The organism is Candidatus Pantoea rara, assembly GCF_051136265.1.
GTDB classification, from domain to species: Bacteria; Pseudomonadota; Gammaproteobacteria; order Enterobacterales; family Enterobacteriaceae; genus Pantoea; species Pantoea rara.
The window spans coordinates 2,132,405-2,155,767 of sequence record NZ_CP194942.1 but is presented as its reverse complement, the minus strand read 5'-3'; the positions used below and the strand labels follow the sequence as shown (position 1 = coordinate 2,155,767).

Below are 23,363 nucleotides of genomic sequence, written 5' to 3'. Positions count from 1 at the left end.
GCAGACCGCACTCAGAATTAAATTCCTGACACAACTCACCACATCAGGGCGCGATAAAGGTCTTTTTTACCCGTTCTGAGCGTTTAAAATAGGGCACAAACACCGCAGCGGCCAGCAGTGACAGCAGTAATGTCTGGAGGGCCCGGCTATCAGCGACTGGCGTGAAAGCAAAAGTTTTCAGCGCCAGTAGCACGGTAATAAGCAGCCAGAGCAGATAATGGCGCGGCAGGCGGCGGGAGCGCTTCAGGAACAGCCAGCTGATCCAGAGACTATAGGCCCAGACCGCCACAGCGGTGAGCAGAGAAATGGCCCAGTAAGAGAAGAGTGTGCTGCCGTGAGAAAACAGCGCGACACGCCATTCCGGATTAAACAGGGGTGTCAGATACATCGCCAGCACCAGAACGGTGGTTAACAGGGTCATTATCAGCCAGGCCAGCGGCAGCAAAAGCCAGCCACCAATACGCGGCGCAGCAACCTGTTCATTCATCGTGGTTATTCCTGTCTCGGGGAGTCGAAGCGCAGCAGAATAACATGTCCAGAGGGGCGCGCCCATCCGGACAAGGTCAGCGGTAAAAGAGGTGATGAATCAGTCTGAGATCAGACTACGTAGCGCCACACCGTTTTAGGAACACAGCCCAGATCATATAACCGACCGCCAGAGGCCAGTTCAGCGCGCCGATGGTCGGCAGCCCGGTACATATTGATGATTTCCAGATCATTCGTCAGGGAATAATTCAGATGATCGAAAAGCTTTTCCAGACTGTCTGTATTATTTACTTTGCGGAATTTAAGCAGGTAATCGTGCGCAGTCATCATTGCCATAAGAGATAGAAGTAACAAAGGAGTGCTCAGTATAGGGGGCAGGCTTAAGCTGTCCAGATCATGCAGATGAAAAAAGCCGAAAATCAGACAAAAGCACCTTATTCGTCACTAAAAGTCCATATCTGGCTTTTTTACTGTTATTTGGGTCGTTAACTCAGGGTATTTGCTTTAAATACCTGACTGGCACCGGAAGCAGAGTACGCGAATAAATCGTTTACCGTAGAGTTAAAACATTATTTTTATTTCATTCGGACTGGACAGGGAGTCAGCGTCTTCTTTCTGACGTTTTTATCGCGGGAAATTTGACCGTTCGGGAACCTCTGCCATAGAAACGTTTCGCTCCTGCCCTGAAGCCGCTGACGACTGTGCGGGCAATCACAAATCCCATTTTTTGTTCATCGTAAGCCGGATAACCCGTTTTGTACGCCTGGCTGTAATCGTTTCCAGTGGCGATAAACATAAGCGATTCTGTTTATTACAATTATTTAACGGGCATTGTCATTTTAATCAGCCGTTTTATCCATAATACCCCAGCCAGCGAACCCGCGACTCTGCACGTAACTCCTTTAAATTGCTCTATTTTGTGAAGTATGTCGCCATTATGCACCCTTTTTTAGTCCAGTCTAAGCAGGCTCTCTACCCTAAACAGCAAACGCCTTTCAGAGGATTAAAAACTATGTGGAAACGTTTACTTCTGACCACGCTGGTCAGCGCCGCGTTAACCGGCCCGGTACTTGCCGCAGATATGACGGTCGGCTTCTCGCAGGTCGGTTCGGAATCTGGCTGGCGCTCAGCGGAAACCAACGTAGCGAAAAGCGAAGCCAAAAAACGCGGAATCACCCTGAAAATCGCCGATGGACAGCAGAAACAAGAGAACCAGATCAAAGCCGTACGCTCGTTCATCGCACAGGGCGTTGATGCCATCTTTATTGCGCCTGTTGTACAGACTGGCTGGGAGCCGGTCCTGGAAGAAGCCAAAGATGCCAAAATCCCGGTTTACCTGCTGGACCGCGCCATCGTGGTGAAAGACAAATCGTTGTATCAGGCGGTGGTGACGGCGGACAACGTGCTGGAAGGCAAACTGATTGGCGACTGGCTGGTGAAAACCGTGGGCGACAAACAGTGTAACGTCGTGGAACTGCAGGGCACAGTGGGTGCCAGCGTGGCGATCGACCGTAAGAAAGGCTTTGCCGAGGCGATCAGCAACCATCCAAATATTAAAGTGATTCGCTCGCAGTCGGGTGACTTTACCCGCAGTAAAGGTAAAGAGGTGATGGAGAGCTTTATCAAGGCAGAGAACAACGGCAAAAACATCTGCATGGTTTACGCGCATAACGATGACATGGCGATCGGTGCCATCCAGGCGATTAAAGAAGCGGGCCTGAAACCAGGCAAAGATATTCTTACCGGCTCAATTGATGGTGTACCGGATATCTATAAAGCGATGCTGGCGGGTGAGGCTAACGCCAACGTCGAGCTGACGCCAGATATGGCTGGCCCGGCGTTTGATGCGCTGGAAAAATTCAAGAAAGATGGCACGCTGCCGCCAAAAGTGATCAAGACCGAGTCGAAGCTGTTCCTGCCTGCTGATGCGCAGAAGGAGCTGGATAAGAAAAATGGTATGGGTTACTGATTCACAGACCCGCCACAGACCAGCCGCAGACCGCCCTACGGGGCGGTTTTTCATGACGTAAGGCGGAGTGAGCAGAATGACCACGCAAAATGAAACACCGCTGTTATCTATCAGCGGCGTCAGCAAAGGGTTTCCCGGCGTCAAAGCGCTGAGCAATGTTTCCTTTGATATCCGTAAAGGGGAGATCATGGCGCTGCTGGGCGAGAACGGCGCGGGCAAATCCACCCTGATTAAAGTGCTGACCGGGGTTTACACGCGCGATGCGGGCACGATCACCCTGAATGGAGAGCCCATTACGCCGCATAATACGGCGCAGGCGCAGGAAATGGGCATCGGCACCGTCTATCAGGAAGTGAATATGCTGCCGAACATGTCGGTGGCGGATAACCTCTATATTGGCCGTGAGCCGCGCCGCTTTGGCATGATCGACCGTCGGAAGATGGTGCGCGATGCCGATGCACTGATGCGGAACTACGGTTTTTCCCTTGATGTGACGCGCCCGCTTGGCCACTACTCGGTGGCGATGCAGCAAATTATCGCCATCTGCCGCGCGGTGGATCTGTCGGCCCAGGTGCTGATCCTCGATGAGCCGACAGCCAGTCTGGATGCCAGCGAAGTTGAGATGCTGTTTACCCTGATGGCGCAGTTAAAAGCCAGGGGGATGAGCCTGATTTTTGTGACCCACTTTCTCGACCAGGTGTACCGCATTACTGACCGGATTACCGTACTGCGCAACGGGCAGTTTATCGCCACCCGCGATACTGCCACGCTGCCGCAGATTGAACTGATTAAGCTGATGCTGGGTCGCGAACTGCTGGAGACGGCGTTACAACGTCAGGGCAGTACGCTGCGTAGCAATCAGCCGGTCGTGTCGTTTGAAGATTACGGCAGGAAGGGCACCATTGAACCCTTTAACCTGTCGGTACGTCCCGGTGAGGTCGTCGGTCTGGCCGGTCTGCTGGGTTCAGGCCGTACCGAAACTGCCGAGGTATTATTTGGTATTCGTCGTGCCGATCGCGGAACTGCGAAGATCAAAGGCAAAGTGCAGCGCATTACCAACCCGGCGAAAGCGTCACAACTCGGCATGGGTTTTTGCCCGGAGGATCGTAAGACTGACGGGATTATTGGTGCGGCCTCCGTGCGCGAAAATATTATTCTGGCACTGCAGGCGCAACGCGGCTGGTTACGGCCGATTAAGAAGCGTGAACAGCAGGCGATTGCCGATCGTTTTATCAAAAGTCTGGGCATTCGCACGCCGCATGCAGAGCAGCCGGTGGAGCTGTTATCGGGCGGCAATCAGCAGAAGGTGTTACTGTCGCGCTGGCTGGTCACTAAACCCCAGTTTTTAATCCTCGACGAACCGACGCGCGGTATTGATGTGGGCGCGCACGCCGAAATTATCCGTTTAATTGAATCCCTGTGCGCTGATGGCCTGGCGCTGCTGGTGATCTCCTCTGAACTCGAAGAGCTGGTCGGTTATGCCGATCGGGTGTTGATCATGCGCGATCTGAAGCAGGTGGCTGAAATTCCGCTGGAGCAGCTATCCGTGGCGTCGATCGTCAATGCTATCGCAGACGGAGGGGCAAAACATGCTTGAGTCTCCTATGACATCTGAAAAAACGCCACGTCGTAAGCTAAAACTCCCGCCAGGGATGCCGCAAATCGCCGCGCTGCTGCTGGTGCTGTTGATCGACAGTCTGGTGGCCAGTAACTTTTTTGCGGTGCATCTGCAGGATGGTCGTCTGTTCGGCAGTCCAATCGATATTCTTAACCGTGCGGCACCGGTTGCCCTGCTGGCGATTGGGATGACGCTGGTGATCGCGACTGGCGGCATCGATCTTTCCGTGGGGGCGGTGATGGCGATAGCGGGCGCGACGGCCGCCACACTCACCGTGGCCGGGCACGGTGTGCCGTTTATTATTCTCTGCACGCTGGGCACCGGTTTAGCCTGTGGTTTGTGGAATGGGGTGCTGGTGGCGCTGCTGCGGATTCAGCCATTTGTTGCCACGCTGATTCTGATGGTGGCCGGACGCGGTATCGCTCAGTTGATTACTCAGGGACAGATTGTGACCTTCGATAGCGACAGTCTTGGCTGGTTTGGTAATGGCTCACTATGGATGTTGCCGGTGCCGGTCTGGATTACGCTGGTGGTGGCGCTGGCCGTCTGGCTGCTGACGCGCAAAACCGCGCTGGGTCTGTTTATCGAAGCCGTGGGGATTAACCTGCGCGCTGCGCGCAATGCGGGTGTGACGGGCTGGCTGGTCGTAATGTCCACTTATGCGATCAGTGGCGTCTGTGCCGCCGTCGCGGGTCTGATCGTCGCAGCAGATATTCGCGGTGCGGATGCCAATAACGCGGGTTTATGGCTGGAGCTGGATGCAATTCTCGCCGTGGTCATTGGTGGGGCATCTTTGATGGGGGGGCGCTTTAATCTGGTGTTGTCGCTGATTGGCGCACTGATTATTCAGTCGATGAATACCGGGATTTTGCTTTCTGGCTTCCCGCCTGAGCTGAATCAGGTCGTGAAAGCGGTGGTGGTGATGTGCGTGCTGTTGCTGCAGTCACCGCGGTTTATTGCGATGTTGAAACGGAGACGCCCGACATGATCAAACGTCATCTTCCGCTGATGATCACCTTGCTGGTGTTTGTCGCGGGTTACCTTTTTTGTCTGAGTCAGTTTCCAGGCTTTGCCTCCACCCGGGTCATCTGCAATATCCTGACCGATAACGCTTTCCTCGGCATTATCGCCGTCGGCATGACCTTTGTGATTTTATCCGGTGGTATCGATCTGTCAGTCGGCGCAGTCATTGCGTTTACCGGTGTGTTTCTGGCGCGAGCAATTGGTGATTTCCATGTCGATCCGCTGCTCGCGTTTGCGCTGATTCTGTCACTGGGTGCGCTGTTCGGTGCCATGATGGGCTGGCTGATTGATGCACTGAAGATCCCGGCCTTTATCATTACGCTGGCGGGGATGTTTTTCCTGCGCGGCTGCAGCTATCTGGTGTCCGAGAACTCGATTCCAATCGATCATCCGTTCTATACCCTGCTTTCAAGTCTGGCGTGGAAAGTGCCGGGTGGAGGGCGTCTTAGCCTGCTGGCCGTGATTATGCTGGTGGTGGTGTTTGGCGGGATTATTCTGGCGCATCGCACGCGCTTTGGTAACCGGGTTTACGCTATCGGCGGCAATATGACGTCCGCTCAGTTGATGGGTGTTTCAACCCGTGCGACGACCATTAAGATTTATATGCTTTCCACCACGCTGGCAACGCTGGCGGGCATTGTGTTCTCTATCTATACCTCGGCAGGTTATGCGCTGGCCGGGCTGGGTGTGGAGCTGGATGCGATTGCGTCAGTGGTGATTGGCGGCACGTTGTTGTCGGGTGGCGTAGGAACTGTGCTGGGTACACTGTTTGGCGTGTTAATTCAGGGACTGATTCAGACCTGGATTAACTTTGACGGCACGCTGAGTTCGTGGTGGACCAAGATCGCCATCGGGATTCTGCTGTTTGCGTTTATCGCGCTGCAGCGGTTACTGACGGTGATCTGGGATCGTCAGCAGAACGCACCCGTCAAACGCATCCCTGGCTGAGTATTGCGGATTCTGATTAATGGCGGCTCTCAGGAGCCGCCTTTTACTGCGTCAGATGCAACACCATCACCGTGACTTCTTCACCCGCGATGTGCCGCTGTTCCACCGCCTGCCAGCCTGAACGCTGATAGTACGCCTGTTGATCGGGTGTATAGAGCCAGAACTCGCCAATCTGCTGGTGTTTTGCCCGGGCAATCGCTTGCTGGATTAAGGCTTTCGCCACGCCCTGGCCCCTGAATTTCTTATCCGTCACTACTTCGCCAATCCAGTATTCCCTTGCCGCGATGTCGTCCAGTTCATAACGGATGACGCTACAGGTCGCGATAACCGTTTTGCCGTCCGATGTGGCGACGAGGGTAAATTCCGACGAGCCGGTCTGATTCCGTTTTGTTAAACGCGCAAGGATGGTGGGCTGATGCGACCATGCAGGAAGATGTGACCATTCGGTGTGCAGCAGTTGTGCGGTTTGTGGGGCGTAGTCAGGATGCTGGTTCAGATCGGCAATTTGCATGGCGTTGGCACCTTGTTTTATCAGGTATGTAGCAATACAGGCTGGTGGGAGAAAGTGCAAGATGATGAAAGAGTTGAGTTTTAGCAAAGAGACCGGTGCTCTTATGTATTACCGGGAAAACAATCGCTATGGGATTCAGGTGTAAGGTCAGGAAAGGTATGCCTGATCGCAAAGGATTCCCGCATCCATGCGGATCGGCCGCGCCATCCCTGGCGCGGACGCTTTGCTCTTCAGGCATGCCATTCCTTCCCGGTTGGGCTTAATCATTGCTGTAAAGGGCAGTGCGAAATTGAAATAATGGAGTGCACAGTTGCAGCGAAATGGGACTTTCCCAGTAAGGGCTTTTATTACATGCTGATTATGCTGAGTTTTTGAATATTCGCAAAAATGCAAAATTAAGGAGGGGATGGCGGGCAGTGGAGTAAAGCGTCCGCCGCATGGATGCGGCGGCAGAGCCTACAGGGATGTATTTACGGCGTCTTTACGCAACGCCCGCCATTTCCGACTGAATTGCACTAATTTTCTACCAAACGGCGCCTTACCTTCCCTGAAACTATCTTTTAAAGAGTCCTAAGGCGCCAATGATCGCTAATTAACGTTTCAGACGGTAGTACGCTTCGTTCCAGCGCAGCGCGTCTTTAAACGCAGGCAAACGCGTGTGCTCATCAATCACCAGCACTTCAATGTCGTTCATCTCACCGTACAGATACATATCCTCCAGCGTCAGCGCCTGACTGAACACCGTATGGTGTGCGCCGCCGCCCAGAATCCACGCTTCGGAGGCGGTCGCCAGTGATGGCTGCGCTTTCCACAGTGCGCGCGCAACCGGCAACTTCGGCAGCGGTTTCGGCTGTTCGATAGCATCCACCACGTTAACCAGCAGACGGAAACGATCGCCCATATCAATCACGCTGGCGTTAACCGCACGACCGGCTGGCGTGGAGAAAATCATACGTGCCGGATCGGCTTTATCACCAATGCCCAGGAACTGCACATCGATTAAGGGTTTCTCTTCAATGGCAATCGACGGGCAGACTTCCAGCATGTGTGAGCCAAGCACTAAATCGTTGCCCGGTGAGAAGTGATAGGTGTAATCCTCCATAAATGAGGTGCCACCTTTACGATCGCCGGCCAGCACTTTGAAAATGCGCAGCAGGGCAGCGGTTTTCCAGTCTCCTTCGCCTGCGAAGCCATAACCCTGACCCATCAGGCGCTGAACGGCCAGACCAGGTAACTGCGTCATGCCGTGCAGCGTCTGGAAGTTAGTGGTGAAGGCGTGGCAGCCCTCTGCTTCCAGAAAACGTTTCAGACCGAGTTCGATACGTGCAGCATCCAGCACGTTCTGACGCTTTTCACCGCCAGACGCGGCGACATCGGTAAAGCGATAAAGGCTTTCATATTCGTCGATCAGCGCGTTCACGTCGCCATCGCTGACGCCGTTGATCACCTCAACCAGATCGCCAACGCCCCAGCCATTTACTGAATAACCGAACTGAATCTGTGCGGCGACTTTATCGCCTTCGGTCACGGCCACTTCACGCATGTTGTCGCCAAAACGGGCGACTTTCAGCTGCTGGCTGGCCTGTTTAGCCAGAGCCGCCCGCATCCAGTTGCCCAGACGCTGCTGGCTGGCGCTGTCTTGCCAGTGACCGGTCACCACGCTGTGCTGCAGGCCCATGCGCGCGCCGATGAAACCGAACTCACGGCCGCCGTGCGCGGTCTGGTTCAGGTTCATAAAGTCCATGTCCATGCTGTCCCACGGGATCTCGGCATTGAACTGGGTATGGAATTGCAGCAGCGGCTTATTCAGTACGCTCAGGCCGCCGATCCACATTTTGGCCGGGGAGAAAGTGTGCAGCCAGGTAATGATCCCGACACACTGCTTGTCGTAGTTTGCGTCGCGGCACAGGGCCAGCGCTTCATCCGGTGATTTCACCAGCGGTTTCAGCTCCAGACGTAGTGGTAAACCCGCCTGATTTAAACCGTCGACAACCTGACGGGCATTCTGTTCAACCTGGCGTAACGTCTCTGCCCCATAGAGGTGCTGCGTGCCGATGACAAACCACACGCTGTAGCTGTTTGACTGTTCCATAAACCACTCCTTTACTTTGAGCCTACCCTAATAGGCTATTTTATTTGTCATTCTGAACCTGGACAGTGCTCACAATCCTCACGTACGCCGTGTACACCTGGTTGCTCCGCGCTGTCCGTGTCCAGACTGCCTGCAACAATTACGCCTGTTGGGCCAGGCTCGTCGCGGAAGCGGGGCGAGCGGCGTATTGCGGTTCAGCCGTCACGCACCATTGTTGATAGCGTTGATACAGTTGTTGATAGCGGGCGACGCGCGCCGGATCGGGCTGCAGCGTTACGGCAATCGGACTGGCCATGACCTGCTGAGCATCCGGGACGCTGGCGTGAACACCGGCGGCAACGGCAGCGAAAATGGCCGCACCCAGAGCACAGCACTCGTCAGAGGCGACGATATCCAGTGGCCGGTTCATCACATCGCAGCAGGCCTGCATAATCGCCGGAGATTTTCGCGCGATGCCGCCAAGGGTCAGAATGCTCTCGACCGGGATCTGCTGCTGCTCGAAGCACTCCATAATGGCGCGGGCGCCAAATGCGGTTGCCGCGACCAGACCACCAAACAGTGCAGGGGCATCGGTGCCCAGATTCAGGTCGGTAATCACCCCTTTCAGACGCTGATTCGCATTCGGTGTGCGGCGACCGTTAAACCAGTCCAGCACCACCGGCAGATGGTCGAGCTGCGGATTGGCAGCCCAGGCCTCGGTGAGATCCTTAATCAGATTCTTTTGCATCTCAGCCAGCTGAGGTTTCAGCGCCGGATGCTGCTGGGCCGCCAGCTGCAATGGCCAGCCCAGTAAGCGGCTGAACCAGGCATAGATATCACCAAAGGCAGACTGACCTGCTTCCAGCCCGATAGCGCCAGGTACGACGCTGCCATCGACCTGACCACAGATACCCTTGATATCGCGGTCGCCGACCTTTTCCGCATCAGCAATCAGGATGTCGCAGGTTGAGGTGCCAATCACTTTCACCAGCGTATAAGGTTTGGCACCGCCACCCACGGCGCCCATATGACAGTCAAATGCGCCACCGGAGAGGGTAACGGTTTGGGTCAGGCCAAGACGCTTCGCCCATTCCGGACTGAGCGTGCCGACCGGCACATCAGCGGTCCAGGTATCCGTAAACAGAGGGGAGTCGAGCTGCTGGGTTAACAGCGGGTCGAGCGCATTAAGGAAATCGACATCGGGCAGGCCGTTCCAGTCGTCATGCCATAGCGCTTTATGCCCCGCGGCACAACGGCCACGACGCAGCTTCTCTGGCGCGGTGGTGCCGCTTAACAGGGCAGGCACCCAGTCGCACAGCTCCACCCAAGAGACGGCGGCTTCACGCACGGCCGCATCTTCACGCGACACGTGCAGAATCTTCGCCCAGAACCACTCCGAGGAGTAAATGCCGCCGATGTAGCGGCTGTAATCCTCGAAGCGGCCGCTGTGGCAAAGCTGATTAATCTCTTCCGCTTCTTCTATAGCAGTATGATCTTTCCACAACACGAACATCGCGTTGGGGTTCTCAGCGAACTCCGGACGCAACGCCAGCACATTGCCGTCGCGGTCGATAGGCGCCGGCGTTGAGCCGGTACTGTCAACGCCAATGCCGACCACGGCATTGCGCTGATCTTCGCTCAGTGCATTCAGCACGCCGAGCAGCGCCTGCTCCATAGCGTCGATGTAATCCTGTGGATGGTGACGAAAACGGTTAGTGTGCGGATCGCTGTATAAGCCCTGTTGCCAGCGCGGATAGCTGAACACCGCACTCTGCAGCTCTTTGCCGCTATGACAATCCACGGCCAGCGCACGCACCGAATCACTACCAAAGTCCAGCCCAAGGGTGATGGCTCCAGCACGCATCGGAATCTCCTGTAGTTAGTTAACTCCTGTATCCTGGGTTCGGCGCGCCAAATCAGTTAGTCATCGCTGGCTGACAATATGCACTTTTCTGTCATCGGCAGTGATTTTGTGATCCATTGCAAAAGTTAAGGTCCGGTTAAATTTGCTGAATATATGGATCATTTTGTCGTGATTTTAATGTGTGATACCGCTCTACATTTTTCTTCGCTAATACCGCTAAAACTAGCCCAGCGTCTGGACAGTCTGTCAGCACATGCCAGCCTAACGCACTGATTTATGGCTGTACCCACAAAACAAAACAAACTGGTAGCGTTTACACCGATTCGTTATTAGCAGCGAAAAATAACCTGGTACCGGAGAGCATCATGCATAAATTCACTAAAGCATTCGCGGCCATCGGCCTGGCAGCGGTTATGTCACAATCCGCTATCGCCGAGACCATGAAGCTGGGTTTTTTAGTCAAGCAACCAGAAGAACCCTGGTTCCAGACTGAATGGAAATTCGCCGATAAAGCGGGCAAAGATCTTGGCTTTGATGTCATTAAAATTGCCGTGCCGGATGGTGAAAAAACCCTGAATGCCATCGACAGCCTGGCGGCGAACGGCGCAAAAGGTTTTGTCATCTGTACCCCCGATCCGAAACTGGGCTCCGCCATCATGGCAAAAGCGCGTGGCTACGGTCTGAAAGTCATCGCGGTAGATGACCAATTCGTGACCGCCAAAGGCAAGCCAATGGACACCGTACCGCTGGTGATGATGGCGGCCACCAAAATTGGTGAGCGTCAGGGTCAGGAACTCTATAAAGAGATGCAGAAGCGCGGCTGGGATGTGAAAACCACCGGCGTGATGGCGATTACCGCGAACGAACTCGACACCGCACGTCGTCGTACCGGCGGCTCAATGGACGCGATCAAAGCCGCTGGTTTCCCGGCAGCTCAGATCTATCAGGTCCCAACCAAATCCAATGATATCCCTGGCGCGTTTGACGCCGGTAACTCCCTGCTGGTGCAGCATCCTGAAGTCAAACACTGGCTGATTGTCGGCATGAACGACAACACCGTGCTGGGCGGCGTGCGTGCGACTGAAGGTCAGGGCTTTAAAGCGGCTGACGTCATCGGTATCGGCATTAACGGCGTCGATGCCATCAGTGAACTGTCTAAAGACAAGGCGACCGGCTTCTACGGTTCGCTGCTGCCAAGCCCGGATATCCACGGCTACAAAAGCAGCCAGATGCTTTACAACTGGGTCAGCAAAGGTGAAGAGCCACCGAAATTCACCGAAGTTACAGATGTGGTGCTGATCACCCGTGACAACTTCAAAACCGAACTGGCGAAAAAAGGACTGATGTAACTCTGAGCCTGTCGGGCTGTTCGCAGCCCGGCATCCTTAATAGCCCATTTCGCGTCGCCCGCCCTGACAGGCCGGTGGCGCGAAAGAGTGAGGATTAACATGAACACTGATTCAGCATTTCTGTCGTTTCATGGCATCAGTAAAACTTTCCCTGGCGTGAAAGCGTTGCAGGATATCTCCTTCGACTGCCGTGGCGGTGAAGTTCACGCGCTGATGGGCGAGAACGGCGCAGGCAAATCGACGCTGTTAAAAATACTCAGCGGCAGTTATCAGCCGAGCGGCGGTGAGATTCGCATTAAAGGCAAGCCGATGAGTTTTCAGCGCACAACGGATGCGCTGGACGCGGGCGTCGCCATTATTTACCAGGAACTGCATCTGGTGCCGGAAATGAGCGTGGCAGAGAACATCTATCTCGGTCAAATCCCGCACAAACATGGTCTGGTTAACCGTAAGCTGATGCGTTACGAAGCTGGCGTGCAGCTGAAAAACCTCGGCATGGATATCGACCCCGATATGCCGCTGAAGTACCTGTCGCTGGGGCAGTGGCAGATGGTGGAGATTGCCAAAGCGCTGGCGCGCAATGCGCGCATTATCGCCTTTGATGAGCCAACCAGTTCCCTGTCGGCACGCGAAATCGACAACCTGTTCCGCGTCATCCGCCAGCTCCGCGAGGAGGGCCGGGTGGTGCTCTACGTGTCACACCGCATGGAAGAGATCTTCGCCCTCAGCGATGCCATCACCGTCTTTAAAGATGGCCGCTACGTGCGGACGTTTACTGACATGGCTAACACCCATCATGACGATCTGGTGCAGGCGATGGTGGGACGTAACCTGGGGGATATCTATGGCTACTCACCGCGTCCTAAAGGGGAAGTGCGTCTGGAACTGGACAAGGTCGAAGCCAAGGGCGTGCGTACGCCTATTTCGCTGAAAGTCCATGCCGGTGAAATCGTGGGACTGTTTGGCCTGGTCGGTGCCGGACGCAGTGAACTGCTGAAAGGCCTGTTTGGCGGCACGCGTCTGCGCGGTGGTCAGGTGATTCTGGACGGCAAGCCTTTGCCGCTGCGGGAGCCTATCGACGCCATCCGCGCCGGCATTATGCTCTGCCCGGAAGACCGCAAAGCTGAGGGCATTATTCCCGTGCACTCGGTGCGCGACAACATCAATATCAGCGCCCGCCGGCACAATCTCACTGCCGGTTGCCTGATTAAAAACGGCTGGGAAAACAAGAATGCCGACAGCCATATCCGCTCGCTGAACATTAAAACGCCCAGCGCCGATCAGCTGATCATGAACCTCTCTGGCGGTAACCAGCAGAAGGCGATTCTGGGTCGCTGGCTCTCTGAAGATATGAAAGTGATCCTGCTGGATGAGCCAACGCGCGGCATCGACGTCGGTGCTAAACATGAAATTTATAACCTGATTTATCAGCTGGCGAACCGGGGTATTGCGGTGCTGTTCGCCTCAAGCGATTTACCGGAAGTGATGGGCCTCGCCGATCGCATCGTTGTGATGCGTGAAGGTGCCATTGCCGGTGAACTGCTGCACGACGACGCCACGGAGCAGCAGACGCTGAGCCTGGCGATGCCCAAAACCACTCAAGCGGCCGCCGTGGCCTGACAGGAGATCATCATGGCTTCATCCACGACCTCAAATACGCCGCAGCCTGCTTCACGCGGTGGCCTGCGGTTAGGCCGCATCTGGGACAACTTCGGCATGCTGGTAGTATTTGCACTGCTGTTTATTGTCTGTGCGATTTTTGTGCCGAACTTTGGCTCGTTTATCAATATGAAAGGCCTGGGACTGGCGATGTCGATGTCCGGCATGGTCGCCTGCGGCATGCTGTTCTGTCTGGCTTCCGGTGATTTTGACCTGTCGGTCGCTTCCGTTATCGCCTGTGCGGGGGTTGTCACCGCCGTGGTGATCAACATGACCGAGAGCCTGTGGATTGGTGTCGGTGCCGGTCTGGTGCTCGGCATGATCACCGGTTTTATCAACGGCTTTGTGATCGCCCGTCTCAAGATCAATGCGCTGATCACCACGCTGGCGACGATGCAGATCGTGCGCGGCCTGGCGTATATCTTCTCTGACGGTAAAGCGGTTGGTATTGAAGATGAGCGCTTCTTTGAACTGGGCTTCGCCAACTGGTTTGGCGTGCCTGCGCCAATCTGGCTGACGCTGGCCACCATGGTGATCTTCGGCTTCCTGCTCAACAAAACCACCTTTGGTCGTAATACGCTGGCGATTGGCGGTAATGAAGAGGCAGCGCGCCTGGCCGGTGTGCCGGTGGTACGTACCCGCATCATCATCTTTATTCTTTCCGGTCTGGTTTCAGCAGCAGCGGGCATCATCCTGGCATCACGTATGACCAGTGGTCAGCCTATGACGTCCATCGGCTATGAGCTGGTGGTGATTTCTGCCTGCGTACTGGGTGGCGTGTCACTGAAGGGCGGTATCGGTAAGATTTCCTACGTGGTGGCAGGGGTATTAATTCTCGGCACCGTCGAGAATGCGATGAATTTATTGAATATCTCGCCGTTCTCACAGTATGTGGTGCGCGGTCTGATACTGTTAGCAGCGGTGATTTTTGACCGTTACAAACAGAAAAAAGCCTGATTGAGCGAGCCGTTGGTCCGCAGAGGCAGACGCCTCTGCGGACTATCCGAACAATAACAGACTGAGTGAGGACGCTATGTATCACCGCGAATTACCGGCCGAGCAGCAAAACCCCCTGTTGCCTGGCTATTCATTCAATGCCTGGCTGGTGGCGGGGCTGACGCCCATCACCGCTGAGGGTCCGCTCGATTTCTTTATCGATCGCCCGCACGGCATGAAAGGTTACATTCTGAATCTCACCATTAAAGGCAAAGGACGGGTATTCGACGGCGAGCGGGCGTTTGACTGCGAACCGGGCGAAATGCTGCTGTTTCAGCCGAAAACTGCCCACTATTATGGTCGCGCGCCGGACAGTCCGCAGTGGTTCCACCGCTGGGTCTATTTCCGACCGCGTGCCTACTGGCACGACTGGCTGCGCTGGCAGGATGAGCAGGAGGGTGTGGGACGCCTGCTGCTGCCTGAATCGCTGCGTGGCGAATTTGACCGCTTGTTTGCCAGCATCGAACAGACCCATAACTCGGGTCGTCGCTTTGCGGAAGAGCTTGCGATGAACCTGCTGGAGCGACTGCTGCTGCGTGCTGTCGAAGAAGATCCGCGCAGTCATCAGTTAATCCGCGATCCGCGCGTGATTGAAGCCTGCCAGTATGTGACCAACCACCTCGCCAGCGAGGTCAAGATCGAAGAGGTGGCGCGCCACGTCTGCCTGTCACCGTCGCGGCTGGCACACCTGTTCCGCGAGCAGATGGGTGTGAACCTGCTGCGCTGGCGAGAAGATCAGCGCGTTATTCGCGCCAAACTGTTGCTGCAGACCACCCAGGAACCGATCGCCTCGGTAGGGCGTGAAGTGGGTTACGACGACCAGCTCTACTTCTCGCGCGTGTTTCGCAAGCGTGTTGGTGTCAGTCCCAGCGATTTCCGCCGCCGTAATCAGGACGCACACGATAGCCTTGCGGCGCAGACGGCCTGGCCCCTGGCGCGGAGTGCTATCTCTTAGTTTTTTCGGGAGATTCCGCCTTGTCCTCACCTGGTTAATAGTCTTAAATCAATCAGGTTAGCGACAAAGAGGAATCAAAATGAGCGATAAATTACGTGTTGGTCTGATCGGCTACGGTTTTGCCAGTAAAACGTTTCACGCCCCGCTGATTGCAGGGACACCGGACGTCGAGCTGGCAGCCATTTCCAGTAGCGACGCCAGCAAAGTCCACGCCGACTGGCCTGCCGTTAAGGTGGTGGCCGATCCTCAGGCGCTGCTGGACGACCCTACGCTGCAACTGATTGTTATTCCTACCCCCAACGACACCCACTTCCCGCTGGCCAAAGCGGCGCTGAACGCCGGTAAGCATGTGGTGGTTGATAAGCCGTTCACCGTGACGCTGTCACAGGCGCGCGAACTGGATGCGCTGGCGAAAGCCAAAGGTCTGCTGCTTTCAGTGTTCCACAACCGCCGCTGGGACAGTGATTTTCTGACGCTGAAATCCCTGCTTGAGGCGGGCTCGCTGGGTGAAGTGCGCTATTTCGAATCGCATTTTGACCGCTTCCGTCTGGAAGTGCGTAATCGCTGGCGCGAAATGAAGGGCGCAGGCAGCGGAATCTGGTATGACCTTGGGCCACATCTGCTGGACCAGGCGCTGCAACTGTTTGGCCCGCCGGTCGCCATTAATGTCGATCTGGCCGAGATGCGTCCGGGCGCGCAGACCACAGACTACTTCCACGCCACGCTGACCTATCCGCAGCGCCGTGTCGTGCTTCACGCCAGCATGCTGGTGGCGGCGGAATCCGCGCGTTATACCGTCCACGGCACGCGCGGCAGTTACGTCAAATATGGTCTGGACCCGCAGGAAGATCGCCTCAAGTCGGGAGATTTCCCGCCGCAGGCAGACTGGGGTTATGACATGCGCGACGGCACGCTGACGCTGGTTGATGGTGATTCACTGACGGAAACCACGCAGCTGACTCAGCCTGGCAACTACCCGGCTTATTATGCGGGCATTCGCGATGCGATTGCCGGACGCGGGAATAATCCGGTGACGGCAGAAGAGGCGATTCAGGTGATGGAGCTGATCGAACTGGGTCTGCAATCCGCCGAGAAACGCCAGACGATGTCACTGAAGCGCGTCTGATCGCTGAGTACGTAGCGAAGAAAGCAGAACGGGCCGGTTATCCGGCCCGTTTTTTATGGCTGACGCGAGCAGATTACTGCACGCGGGCGCGAACAGCCGCTTTCTCAGCGTCACTCAGGAAGGCAATCGTCAGACCGTTTTCCTGCGCCTGACGCATCTGCGCCATGCTCAGGCCAGCAGCCGGTGCGGCATGCTGATACTCATGCGCCAGCTCAATGCCCTGAACGGCCGGATCATCGGTGTTAATCGTTGCCAGAATGCCATGCTCAAGGAAGATCTTCAGTGGATGCTGCGCCAGCGAGGGCACTGTGCTGGTCTGGATATTAGATGTCAGGCAGGATTCAATACCAATACGGTGCTCCGCCAGGAAATCCATCAGCGCGCGATCTTCAATCGCTTTCACACCGTGACCAATACGTTCAGCGCCCAGCTCCCGGATTGCCTGCCAGATGCTCTCGGGTCCGGCGGCTTCACCCGCATGTACGGTAACGCGGAAACCGGCATCGCGTGCCTGGGTGAAGTGGCTCAGGAACTCACTGCCCGGGAAGCCCAGCTCATCGCCCGCCAGATCGACCGCAGTGATGTGGTCGCGATGGGCAAGCAAACCTTCCAGTTCGCCGAGGCAGGCATCTTCACCAAAGGTACGGCTCATAATACCAATCAGACGTACGTCGATATTGTGCTGCTGACAGCCAGCGCGCACGCCATCGATTACTGCTTCAACCACACCGGCAATGGGCAGGTTGTGGGTCATCGCCATGTAGCCAGGGGAAAAACGCAGTTCTGCATAGTGAATGCCCGCGCGCGCGGCATCTTCGACATTCTCCTGCGCAATCCGGCGGCAGGCATCCAGATCGCCCAGCACTTTCACGCCCCAGTCGAGCTTCTGCAGGAAGCTTACCAGGTCAGGTTCATTCTCGCCGACCTGCACATGGGGAAGCAGCGTCTCAAGCGTGGTGGCGGGCATGGCAAGGTTAAACTGGCGACCTAAATCAAGAATGGTTTGTGCACGGATGTTGCCATCAAGATGGCGGTGAATATCAGTCAGAGGAATTTTAGAATCGATCATGGCGCACTCGCTCAGTTGTCGGTGAAGTGCAGAGCATTATAAAAATATCTTGCGCAACAGCGCCAGCGATTTGCGCAACAGTCACGCCGGATGCTGCTTAATTACCCATAACCGGCGGGAAAAGGGCGGTTTGCGGCGGGCAGACATAAAAAAAGCGACCCGAAGGTCGCTTTAATGGACGCAAGCTCAATTACTGTGGCATGCCTTCGCTGGTCGGCATACCCAGCATATAGCGGGACAGGAACTGCTCCAGCGTCATTTTATCGCCGTTCATGTTCACCTGTCCGTTGGCGTACTGCAGGCTGGTCACGATGTTGTTATCCTGCTGCTGAGTCAGGCGGAACATTTGCCCCATTGCCGCCAGACCTTTCACCTGTTGATCCGCCAGTTTCTGCGCATCATCGGCCTGATAGCCCTCGGCCAGACCCACTTTATGCATGGTTTCTGTCGCCATCGGCATATTGATGACCAGCTTGCTGTCCAGGTTCTTCAGAACCCGGTCAACCATCGCGCTGAGGGTCTGGGCTTCACCGGTTACGGCAGAAGGGTCGTTGAAGCTGGCGGTCAGGTTAAAGGTACTTTCACCTTTATCATTCTTCCAGCTCAGCGGCGCGATGCTGATGGATGGTGAGCCTTTCAGCAGCATTGGCAGATTGCTCATCAGAATCTGATGCACGCCCGCCTGATAGCGGATAGGGTCTTCCGCGACGCCAGGCTGGCTCAGTAATTCCTGCATCTGCGCATTATAACGATCGGAGAAGGCTTTTACCGCCTGTGCATCAAACTGGGACAGTTTCATTTTCAGCGCCGCCTGACCAAAGTCCTGCTTCTGCAACTGTACGCCTTCAACCTTGTAGTCGATATCGCCGCCAATCTTTCCGGCACTGTTATCGAAAGAGGAGGTGCCTTTCATTTTGTTCAGCGTCAGGGCATCCTGACCATTGATGCTGGCATTGACCTTCTCAATATTCACTGACTGGTCGCCGATACGCACACCTTCGGGGCTGAGGTGTGTGTTACCACTCAGCTTCAGTCCATTGATGGTGAAGAGGACTGGCTGACCCATCTCATTTTTACTGGTCAGCGCGAGGCTATCAACGTCACTGTCCAGCGACACTTTATCGCCTTTATTATCTGCGCTGATGTTGAAGGTGCCGCCATTGGTGGCCAGACGCTCGCCGGTTTGCGCATTCTGATAATCAACCGGCAGGACGCGCAGCGCCGTGTCGGTAGCACCGCTGTAGCCGATGCGGGTATCTGCGTTAATCAGGGACTTATTGCCGGTCAGCTCAAATAGCTTCTTCACCGCATCGGTGTTAGCCAGTTCGGTATGCACCGACGCCATGCTCGGGATCAGATTGAAATGCTTCAGTTGAGCAAACGGGAAAGGTCCGTGATCGATGGTCTCATTCAGGATGATGCTCTGACCCGGCTTCAGCAGCGGATTATCTTCCGTCTGCGAGTTAGCCTGAACCACCAGATTCACTTTGCTGCTGAACACGCCGCGCTGATAGTCCTGATAGCTGATCTTCAGTCGGCTATTAGGGGCATAAGCATTCAGCTGGGTATTGGCATTTTGCACCAGCTGGTCCTTGTGGCTTTCAATCTGCTTGCCGGTGAACCATGCCGCGCCAGTCCAGACTACGCCCAGTGCGATAATCACACCTACGGCAACATTGGTCTTTTTCATTGCTGATTCGTCCTTATCCATGAGTCCGCTTATGCCGCAGGTTTGCCCCAGCGACCGAAGAAAAACGCCCGCAGGCGTTTAAAAGCTAATAGGTTGAAATAATAGCAGTTAACAGGCATTCCGTCAGCCGCTTCACCCTAAGTCATTAAATACCCGTGCCAGTCGGCCCGTACCGGCTGCCGTAACCGGTGATTCGCTGGCGGCGATGAAGCAGGATTCGCCGGGTTTCAGCGTCAGTTGCTCTTCGCCTTTAGCAATCACCGCCTGGCCTTCGATACAGAACAGCAGGGCGGCGCTTTGCTGCGTCAGCGATTGCGGCTCCGCGTTCAGGGCATGAATAGCGAAGGCAAAATCCTCGACCGGAATCGGGAAGCGCAACGCGTTGTCCTGTTGCACAGGCTCGGTCAGCAGGGCACTGGCGGGTTTCTCGTCAAACTTCAGGTTAGCCATCAGCTCGGCGATATCGATATATTTTGGCGTCAGACCGGCCCGCAACACGTTATCGGAGTTTGCCATCACCTCCAGCGCCACCCCTTTCAGATAGGCGTGCGGCGTTTCCGCGTAGAGGAACATCGCCTCACCCGGTTGCAGGGTGATCACGTTCAGCAGCAGCGGTGAAAACAGGCCGCTGTCGTCAGGATACTCTGCCGCAATCATGCGGATGGTTTCCCACGGCTCGCCCTGTTGCGCATCAAGCGCGGATTTCAGCACGCCCAGCGCCAGCGATTTCGCCTCATCTTCCAGTGACAGCAGGGTAGAGAACAGCGCGGCCAGCGTATTCTGATCGGGATGCTGCAGAAAATGCGCAATCTGCGGATGTGCGCCCGCGACCGGCTCCAGCAGTGAAACCATCTGCGTCAGCGTGCGAAAGCCATTCATCGCCTGGAAGGGGGTCAGCGCATAGACCAGTTCCGGCTTATGGTTGGCATCTTTATAGTTACGCTCTGCCGCACTCAGTGGAATACCCGCCGCATTCTCACGGGCAAAACCCACTTCAGCCGCGTGTTTGCTGGGATGAACCTGAATCGACAGCGGCTGATCGGCACACAACACTTTGAAGAGGAAAGGCAGTTCACCAAACCGCTGCGCCACCGCCTCGCCCAGCATCGCGACAGGCGCGGCATCGATCACGTCACGCAGGGAACGCTCGCCACCCTGATGCATCACGGTGGAGGGGCTTTTCGGATGCGCGCCCATCCAGAGTTCCGCCATCGGCTGGCCCTGAGGATTTGCGATACCGTAAAGCTCAGTTAACGCCGTTTTGCTGCCCCACGCGTAATTTTGCAGCGAATTGTTCATTTTTTGCATCGTATAACCCTTTATCACGGGAAATTATTGCCGCTATTAAAGCAGAAACTGCCGGTAAAAATACATATCCAGCGCAAAAGGACGCTAAGCTCTGATAATGTTAAATTATTGTGTATTACCATCCGGACCGCCCGACAGCTGATTGTAACGACCCCGGCGGTCATTCTTTTAAAAACAAGGTGAAGGAGACGTATTCATGGCAGCCAACCGCATTGAGAAAGATTCAATGGGCCCCATCGATGTACCTACAGACAAATTATGGGGCGCGCAGACGCAGCGCTCACTGGAACATTTCCGCATCTCAACCGAAAAAATGCCCACCGCGCTGGTGCACGCACTGGCGCTGACCAAGCGCGCCGCAGCCAGCGTGAACCGCGATCTGGGACTGCTGCCCGCCGAACGAGCCGATGCAATTGTCAGCGCGGCAGATGAAGTACTGGCTGATAAGCATGCGGATGAATTTCCGCTGGCGATCTGGCAAACCGGCTCCGGCACCCAGACCAATATGAACATGAACGAAGTGCTGGCGAACCGCGCGAGTGAAATCCTCGGCGGAGAGCGCGGCATGTCACGCCTGGTCCATCCCAACGACGATGTGAACAAGAGCCAGAGCTCCAACGATGTCTTCCCGACGGCGATGCATGTTGCCGCTGTGATCGCCCTGCGTGAACAGCTGATCCCACAGATTCAGGTGCTTAAGAAAACGCTGAGCCAGAAATCCGACGCCTTTAAAGATATCGTCAAGATTGGCCGTACTCACCTGCAGGATGCGACGCCGCTGACCCTGGGCCAGGAAATCTCTGGCTGGGTAGCGATGCTGGAGCACAACCTGAAGCATATCGAACAGAGCATTCCGCATGTGGCAGAGCTGGCGCTGGGCGGAACCGCCGTGGGCACCGGCCTCAACACCCACCCGGAATATGCGGTGCGCGTGGCGAAGGCGCTGGCCGATCTCACGCAGCAGCCGTTCGTCACCGCGCCTAACAAGTTTGAGGCACTGGCCACCTGCGATGCGCTGGTGCATGCCCATGGCGCACTGAAAGGTCTGGCCGCCTCACTAATGAAGATCGCCAACGACGTGCGCTGGCTCTCTTCCGGTCCGCGCTGCGGCATCGGCGAAATCGCGATTCCCGAAAATGAACCTGGCAGCTCCATCATGCCAGGCAAAGTCAATCCGACCCAGTGCGAGGCGATGACCATGCTTTGCTGTCAGGTGATGGGAAATGACGTGGCGATCAATATGGGCGGCGCGTCCGGTAACTTTGAGCTTAATGTCTTCCGTCCGATGGTCATTCATAACTTCCTGCAATCGATTCGCCTGCTGGCAGATGGTATGGACAGTTTTAATCATCACTGTGCTGTCGGCATTGAGCCGGTGCGTGAGCGTATCGATCAACTGCTGAATGAGTCACTGATGCTGGTGACGGCGCTGAATACCCATATTGGTTATGACAAAGCGGCAGAAATTGCCAAGAAAGCACACAAAGAAGGGCTGACGCTGAAAGGCTCGGCGCTGAAACTGGGTTATCTCACTGAAGAAGAGTTTGATGCCTGGGTCCGGCCGGAAGAGATGGTCGGCAGCATGAAGTCGTAAGATTTAAGCGAGATCAAAGGCCAGCGGATGCTGGCCTTTTTTTATTCAGATGGGGCAATCGACCCACAGATGCAGCCGGGGTATCAACAGATTCAGCGGTTCAGCGGCAGGTTTATGACGATGCGTAATGTTATCAGCGTCGTAGTTAAGCAACTCGCCCAGCACCGGCACCTGAGTGCGATCGCGACAGATCACCAGAATTGGCGAAGGACAGGCCAGTTGGGTCTGCTTTTGTTCATCCGCGCGCCAGACGCGCGCCACCGGCTGGACCTTCACCGGGCGCTTGATTTTCAGCCGTGCTGAGGCGGGAAGGGCACGCACGCTAGCCAGCTCCTCCTGTACTTTTTCCGCCCACTGTTCCCGTGACCAGGGCGCTTTCGCGCGTCCCGACTTCAGGCTTTTTTCCAGCTGGGCGATCACCTCTTCACGCTTGAGATTCTTGATAATGTGCTTATTGGCCCAGCCGAAACGCAGGCTATCTGGGGCGCTGAGAAGGGTGATTGAGCGATAGGCATTCAGGGTAATCAGACCGCGTAAATGCTGGTGGACGAACTCAAAACGTGCTTCGCTCGGCAGACCCGAGTCCACCGTAATCAGCTGCTCCAGCCGCGCTTTCAGCTGGTTGATGAGATCGACCAGCGCGCCAATTTCTGCTTCCCGTTCCGCGTCGCATTCAATACAGAGTGCACCGGGTAAGCGAACAGCTGCCTTGGTGCTCAGCTGTTCGGACTGATGCTGCATGAACAGGCGGCAGTAGTGGTCGAGCGCCATCTTCAGTGCGCTCTCGCCTAGATGCTGCTCAACGGCAATCTGAGTGATCGCTTCATGCTCACGGCCTTTCACCACCGGTGGCAGGCTGAAGACGCGGGCGATCAGCAGAGGCTGCGCTTCAATCTGCTGACGCAGCTCCCCCAGCGCCTGTTCCAGGTCATTTACACACTGATGCATATCAGCCACTAAGTCGTAGCGCGTCATGTTGTGCCTCCATAGTTACAACGTCCACAATGTGGCAGAAGCCTTGCGAGAATGCAATTCCCTCATAGTTACAACATACAGTTAGTGTTTTCTTTAAAAACCGTGCGATCTGCCCGGCGATAAAGCGAAAAGAGCGTCACGCATTTTGGCTT

Annotated in this window: 20 protein-coding genes; 10 read left to right on the top strand and 10 right to left on the bottom strand. The window is 55.5% G+C overall.

Annotated features, from left to right (window positions below; translation table 11 throughout):
* Positions 1-43 precede the first annotated feature (43 nt).
* The 3 genes from ACR8BF_RS10125 to ACR8BF_RS10115 form a co-directional block, all read right to left on the bottom strand.
* The gene (locus ACR8BF_RS10125; RefSeq protein ID WP_275770274.1) at positions 44-487 is read right to left on the bottom strand and encodes a DUF2569 domain-containing protein; all 444 of its coding nucleotides are present in this window, start codon (positions 485-487) and stop codon (positions 44-46) included.
* A gap of 110 nt (positions 488-597) precedes the next feature.
* The gene (gene ydgT / locus ACR8BF_RS10120) at positions 598-813 is read right to left on the bottom strand and encodes a transcription modulator YdgT (RefSeq protein ID WP_179897057.1); all 216 of its coding nucleotides are present in this window, start codon (positions 811-813) and stop codon (positions 598-600) included.
* Between the two features lie 274 nt (positions 814-1,087).
* Positions 1,088-1,282 (bottom strand): hypothetical protein, encoded by a 195-nt coding sequence (locus ACR8BF_RS10115; protein WP_434744894.1) that lies wholly within the window; start codon positions 1,280-1,282, stop codon positions 1,088-1,090.
* Between the two features lie 216 nt (positions 1,283-1,498).
* Between ACR8BF_RS10115 and ytfQ the strand changes: the two genes are divergently transcribed.
* The 4 genes from ytfQ to yjfF all read left to right on the top strand — a co-directional run bounded on the left by ytfQ (position 1,499) and on the right by yjfF (position 6,044).
* Entirely contained in the window at positions 1,499-2,455 is a 957-nt protein-coding gene (gene ytfQ / locus ACR8BF_RS10110) for a galactofuranose ABC transporter, galactofuranose-binding protein YtfQ (RefSeq protein WP_090961336.1), read from the top strand.
* A gap of 76 nt (positions 2,456-2,531) precedes the next feature.
* The gene (locus ACR8BF_RS10105; RefSeq protein ID WP_179895832.1) at positions 2,532-4,052 is read left to right on the top strand and encodes a sugar ABC transporter ATP-binding protein; all 1,521 of its coding nucleotides are present in this window, start codon (positions 2,532-2,534) and stop codon (positions 4,050-4,052) included.
* Positions 4,045-5,061 carry a galactofuranose ABC transporter, ATP-binding protein YtfT gene (ytfT, locus tag ACR8BF_RS10100; RefSeq protein ID WP_292992645.1) on the top strand — a complete coding sequence of 339 codons (1,017 nt, stop codon included), beginning with the start codon at positions 4,045-4,047 and terminating at the stop codon, positions 5,059-5,061. The genes ACR8BF_RS10105 and ytfT overlap by 8 nt, the downstream gene beginning before the upstream one ends.
* Positions 5,058-6,044 carry a galactofuranose ABC transporter, permease protein YjfF gene (gene yjfF / locus ACR8BF_RS10095; protein WP_179895830.1) on the top strand — a complete coding sequence of 329 codons (987 nt, stop codon included), beginning with the start codon at positions 5,058-5,060 and terminating at the stop codon, positions 6,042-6,044. The genes ytfT and yjfF overlap by 4 nt, the downstream gene beginning before the upstream one ends.
* Before the next feature lie 43 nt (positions 6,045-6,087).
* Here the strand turns inward: yjfF and ACR8BF_RS10090 are convergent, their stop codons facing one another.
* From ACR8BF_RS10090 to ACR8BF_RS10080, 3 genes are all read right to left on the bottom strand, one after another.
* Positions 6,088-6,555 (bottom strand): GNAT family N-acetyltransferase, encoded by a 468-nt coding sequence (locus tag ACR8BF_RS10090; protein ID WP_434744893.1) that lies wholly within the window; start codon positions 6,553-6,555, stop codon positions 6,088-6,090.
* 592 nt (positions 6,556-7,147) lie between these two features.
* Positions 7,148-8,647 (bottom strand): L-arabinose isomerase, encoded by a 1,500-nt coding sequence (araA, locus tag ACR8BF_RS10085; protein WP_179895828.1) that lies wholly within the window; start codon positions 8,645-8,647, stop codon positions 7,148-7,150.
* Between the two features lie 139 nt (positions 8,648-8,786).
* Positions 8,787-10,490: a ribulokinase gene (locus tag ACR8BF_RS10080; protein WP_292992637.1), complete on the bottom strand. Its 1,704-nt coding sequence runs from the start codon at positions 10,488-10,490 to the stop codon at positions 8,787-8,789.
* A gap of 365 nt (positions 10,491-10,855) precedes the next feature.
* Here ACR8BF_RS10080 and ACR8BF_RS10075 point away from each other — a divergent pair, with 365 nt between their 5' ends.
* The 5 genes from ACR8BF_RS10075 (at position 10,856) to ACR8BF_RS10055 (ending at position 16,575) form a co-directional block, all read left to right on the top strand.
* Entirely contained in the window at positions 10,856-11,839 is a 984-nt protein-coding gene (locus ACR8BF_RS10075) for an arabinose ABC transporter substrate-binding protein (protein WP_003853437.1), read from the top strand.
* A gap of 99 nt (positions 11,840-11,938) precedes the next feature.
* Complete coding sequence (gene araG, locus ACR8BF_RS10070) at positions 11,939-13,459, top strand: L-arabinose ABC transporter ATP-binding protein AraG (protein ID WP_314983827.1); 1,521 nt, start codon at positions 11,939-11,941, stop codon at positions 13,457-13,459.
* A gap of 12 nt (positions 13,460-13,471) precedes the next feature.
* Positions 13,472-14,455 (top strand): L-arabinose ABC transporter permease AraH, encoded by a 984-nt coding sequence (araH, locus tag ACR8BF_RS10065; RefSeq protein ID WP_314983828.1) that lies wholly within the window; start codon positions 13,472-13,474, stop codon positions 14,453-14,455.
* Between the two features lie 76 nt (positions 14,456-14,531).
* Entirely contained in the window at positions 14,532-15,449 is a 918-nt protein-coding gene (gene araC, locus ACR8BF_RS10060) for an arabinose operon transcriptional regulator AraC (protein ID WP_179895825.1), read from the top strand.
* Positions 15,450-15,528: 79 nt separating this feature from the next.
* On the top strand, positions 15,529-16,575 hold the full coding sequence (locus ACR8BF_RS10055) for an oxidoreductase (RefSeq protein WP_292992628.1): 1,047 nt from the start codon (positions 15,529-15,531) through the stop codon (positions 16,573-16,575).
* Positions 16,576-16,648: 73 nt separating this feature from the next.
* On the opposite strand, the gene add is transcribed toward ACR8BF_RS10055, so the two are convergent.
* From add to manA, 3 genes are all read right to left on the bottom strand, one after another.
* Positions 16,649-17,644 (bottom strand): adenosine deaminase, encoded by a 996-nt coding sequence (add, locus tag ACR8BF_RS10050; RefSeq protein WP_292992627.1) that lies wholly within the window; start codon positions 17,642-17,644, stop codon positions 16,649-16,651.
* 190 nt (positions 17,645-17,834) lie between these two features.
* On the bottom strand, positions 17,835-19,334 hold the full coding sequence (locus ACR8BF_RS10045) for a YdgA family protein (RefSeq protein ID WP_434744892.1): 1,500 nt from the start codon (positions 19,332-19,334) through the stop codon (positions 17,835-17,837).
* 132 nt (positions 19,335-19,466) lie between these two features.
* Entirely contained in the window at positions 19,467-20,642 is a 1,176-nt protein-coding gene (gene manA, locus ACR8BF_RS10040; RefSeq protein WP_434744891.1) for a mannose-6-phosphate isomerase, read from the bottom strand.
* Positions 20,643-20,838: 196 nt separating this feature from the next.
* Here manA and fumC point away from each other — a divergent pair, with 196 nt between their 5' ends.
* Entirely contained in the window at positions 20,839-22,236 is a 1,398-nt protein-coding gene (gene fumC, locus ACR8BF_RS10035) for a class II fumarate hydratase (protein ID WP_179895820.1), read from the top strand.
* 45 nt (positions 22,237-22,281) lie between these two features.
* On the opposite strand, the gene tus is transcribed toward fumC, so the two are convergent.
* On the bottom strand, positions 22,282-23,211 hold the full coding sequence (tus, locus tag ACR8BF_RS10030) for a DNA replication terminus site-binding protein (RefSeq protein WP_434744890.1): 930 nt from the start codon (positions 23,209-23,211) through the stop codon (positions 22,282-22,284).
* Positions 23,212-23,363 lie beyond the last annotated feature (152 nt).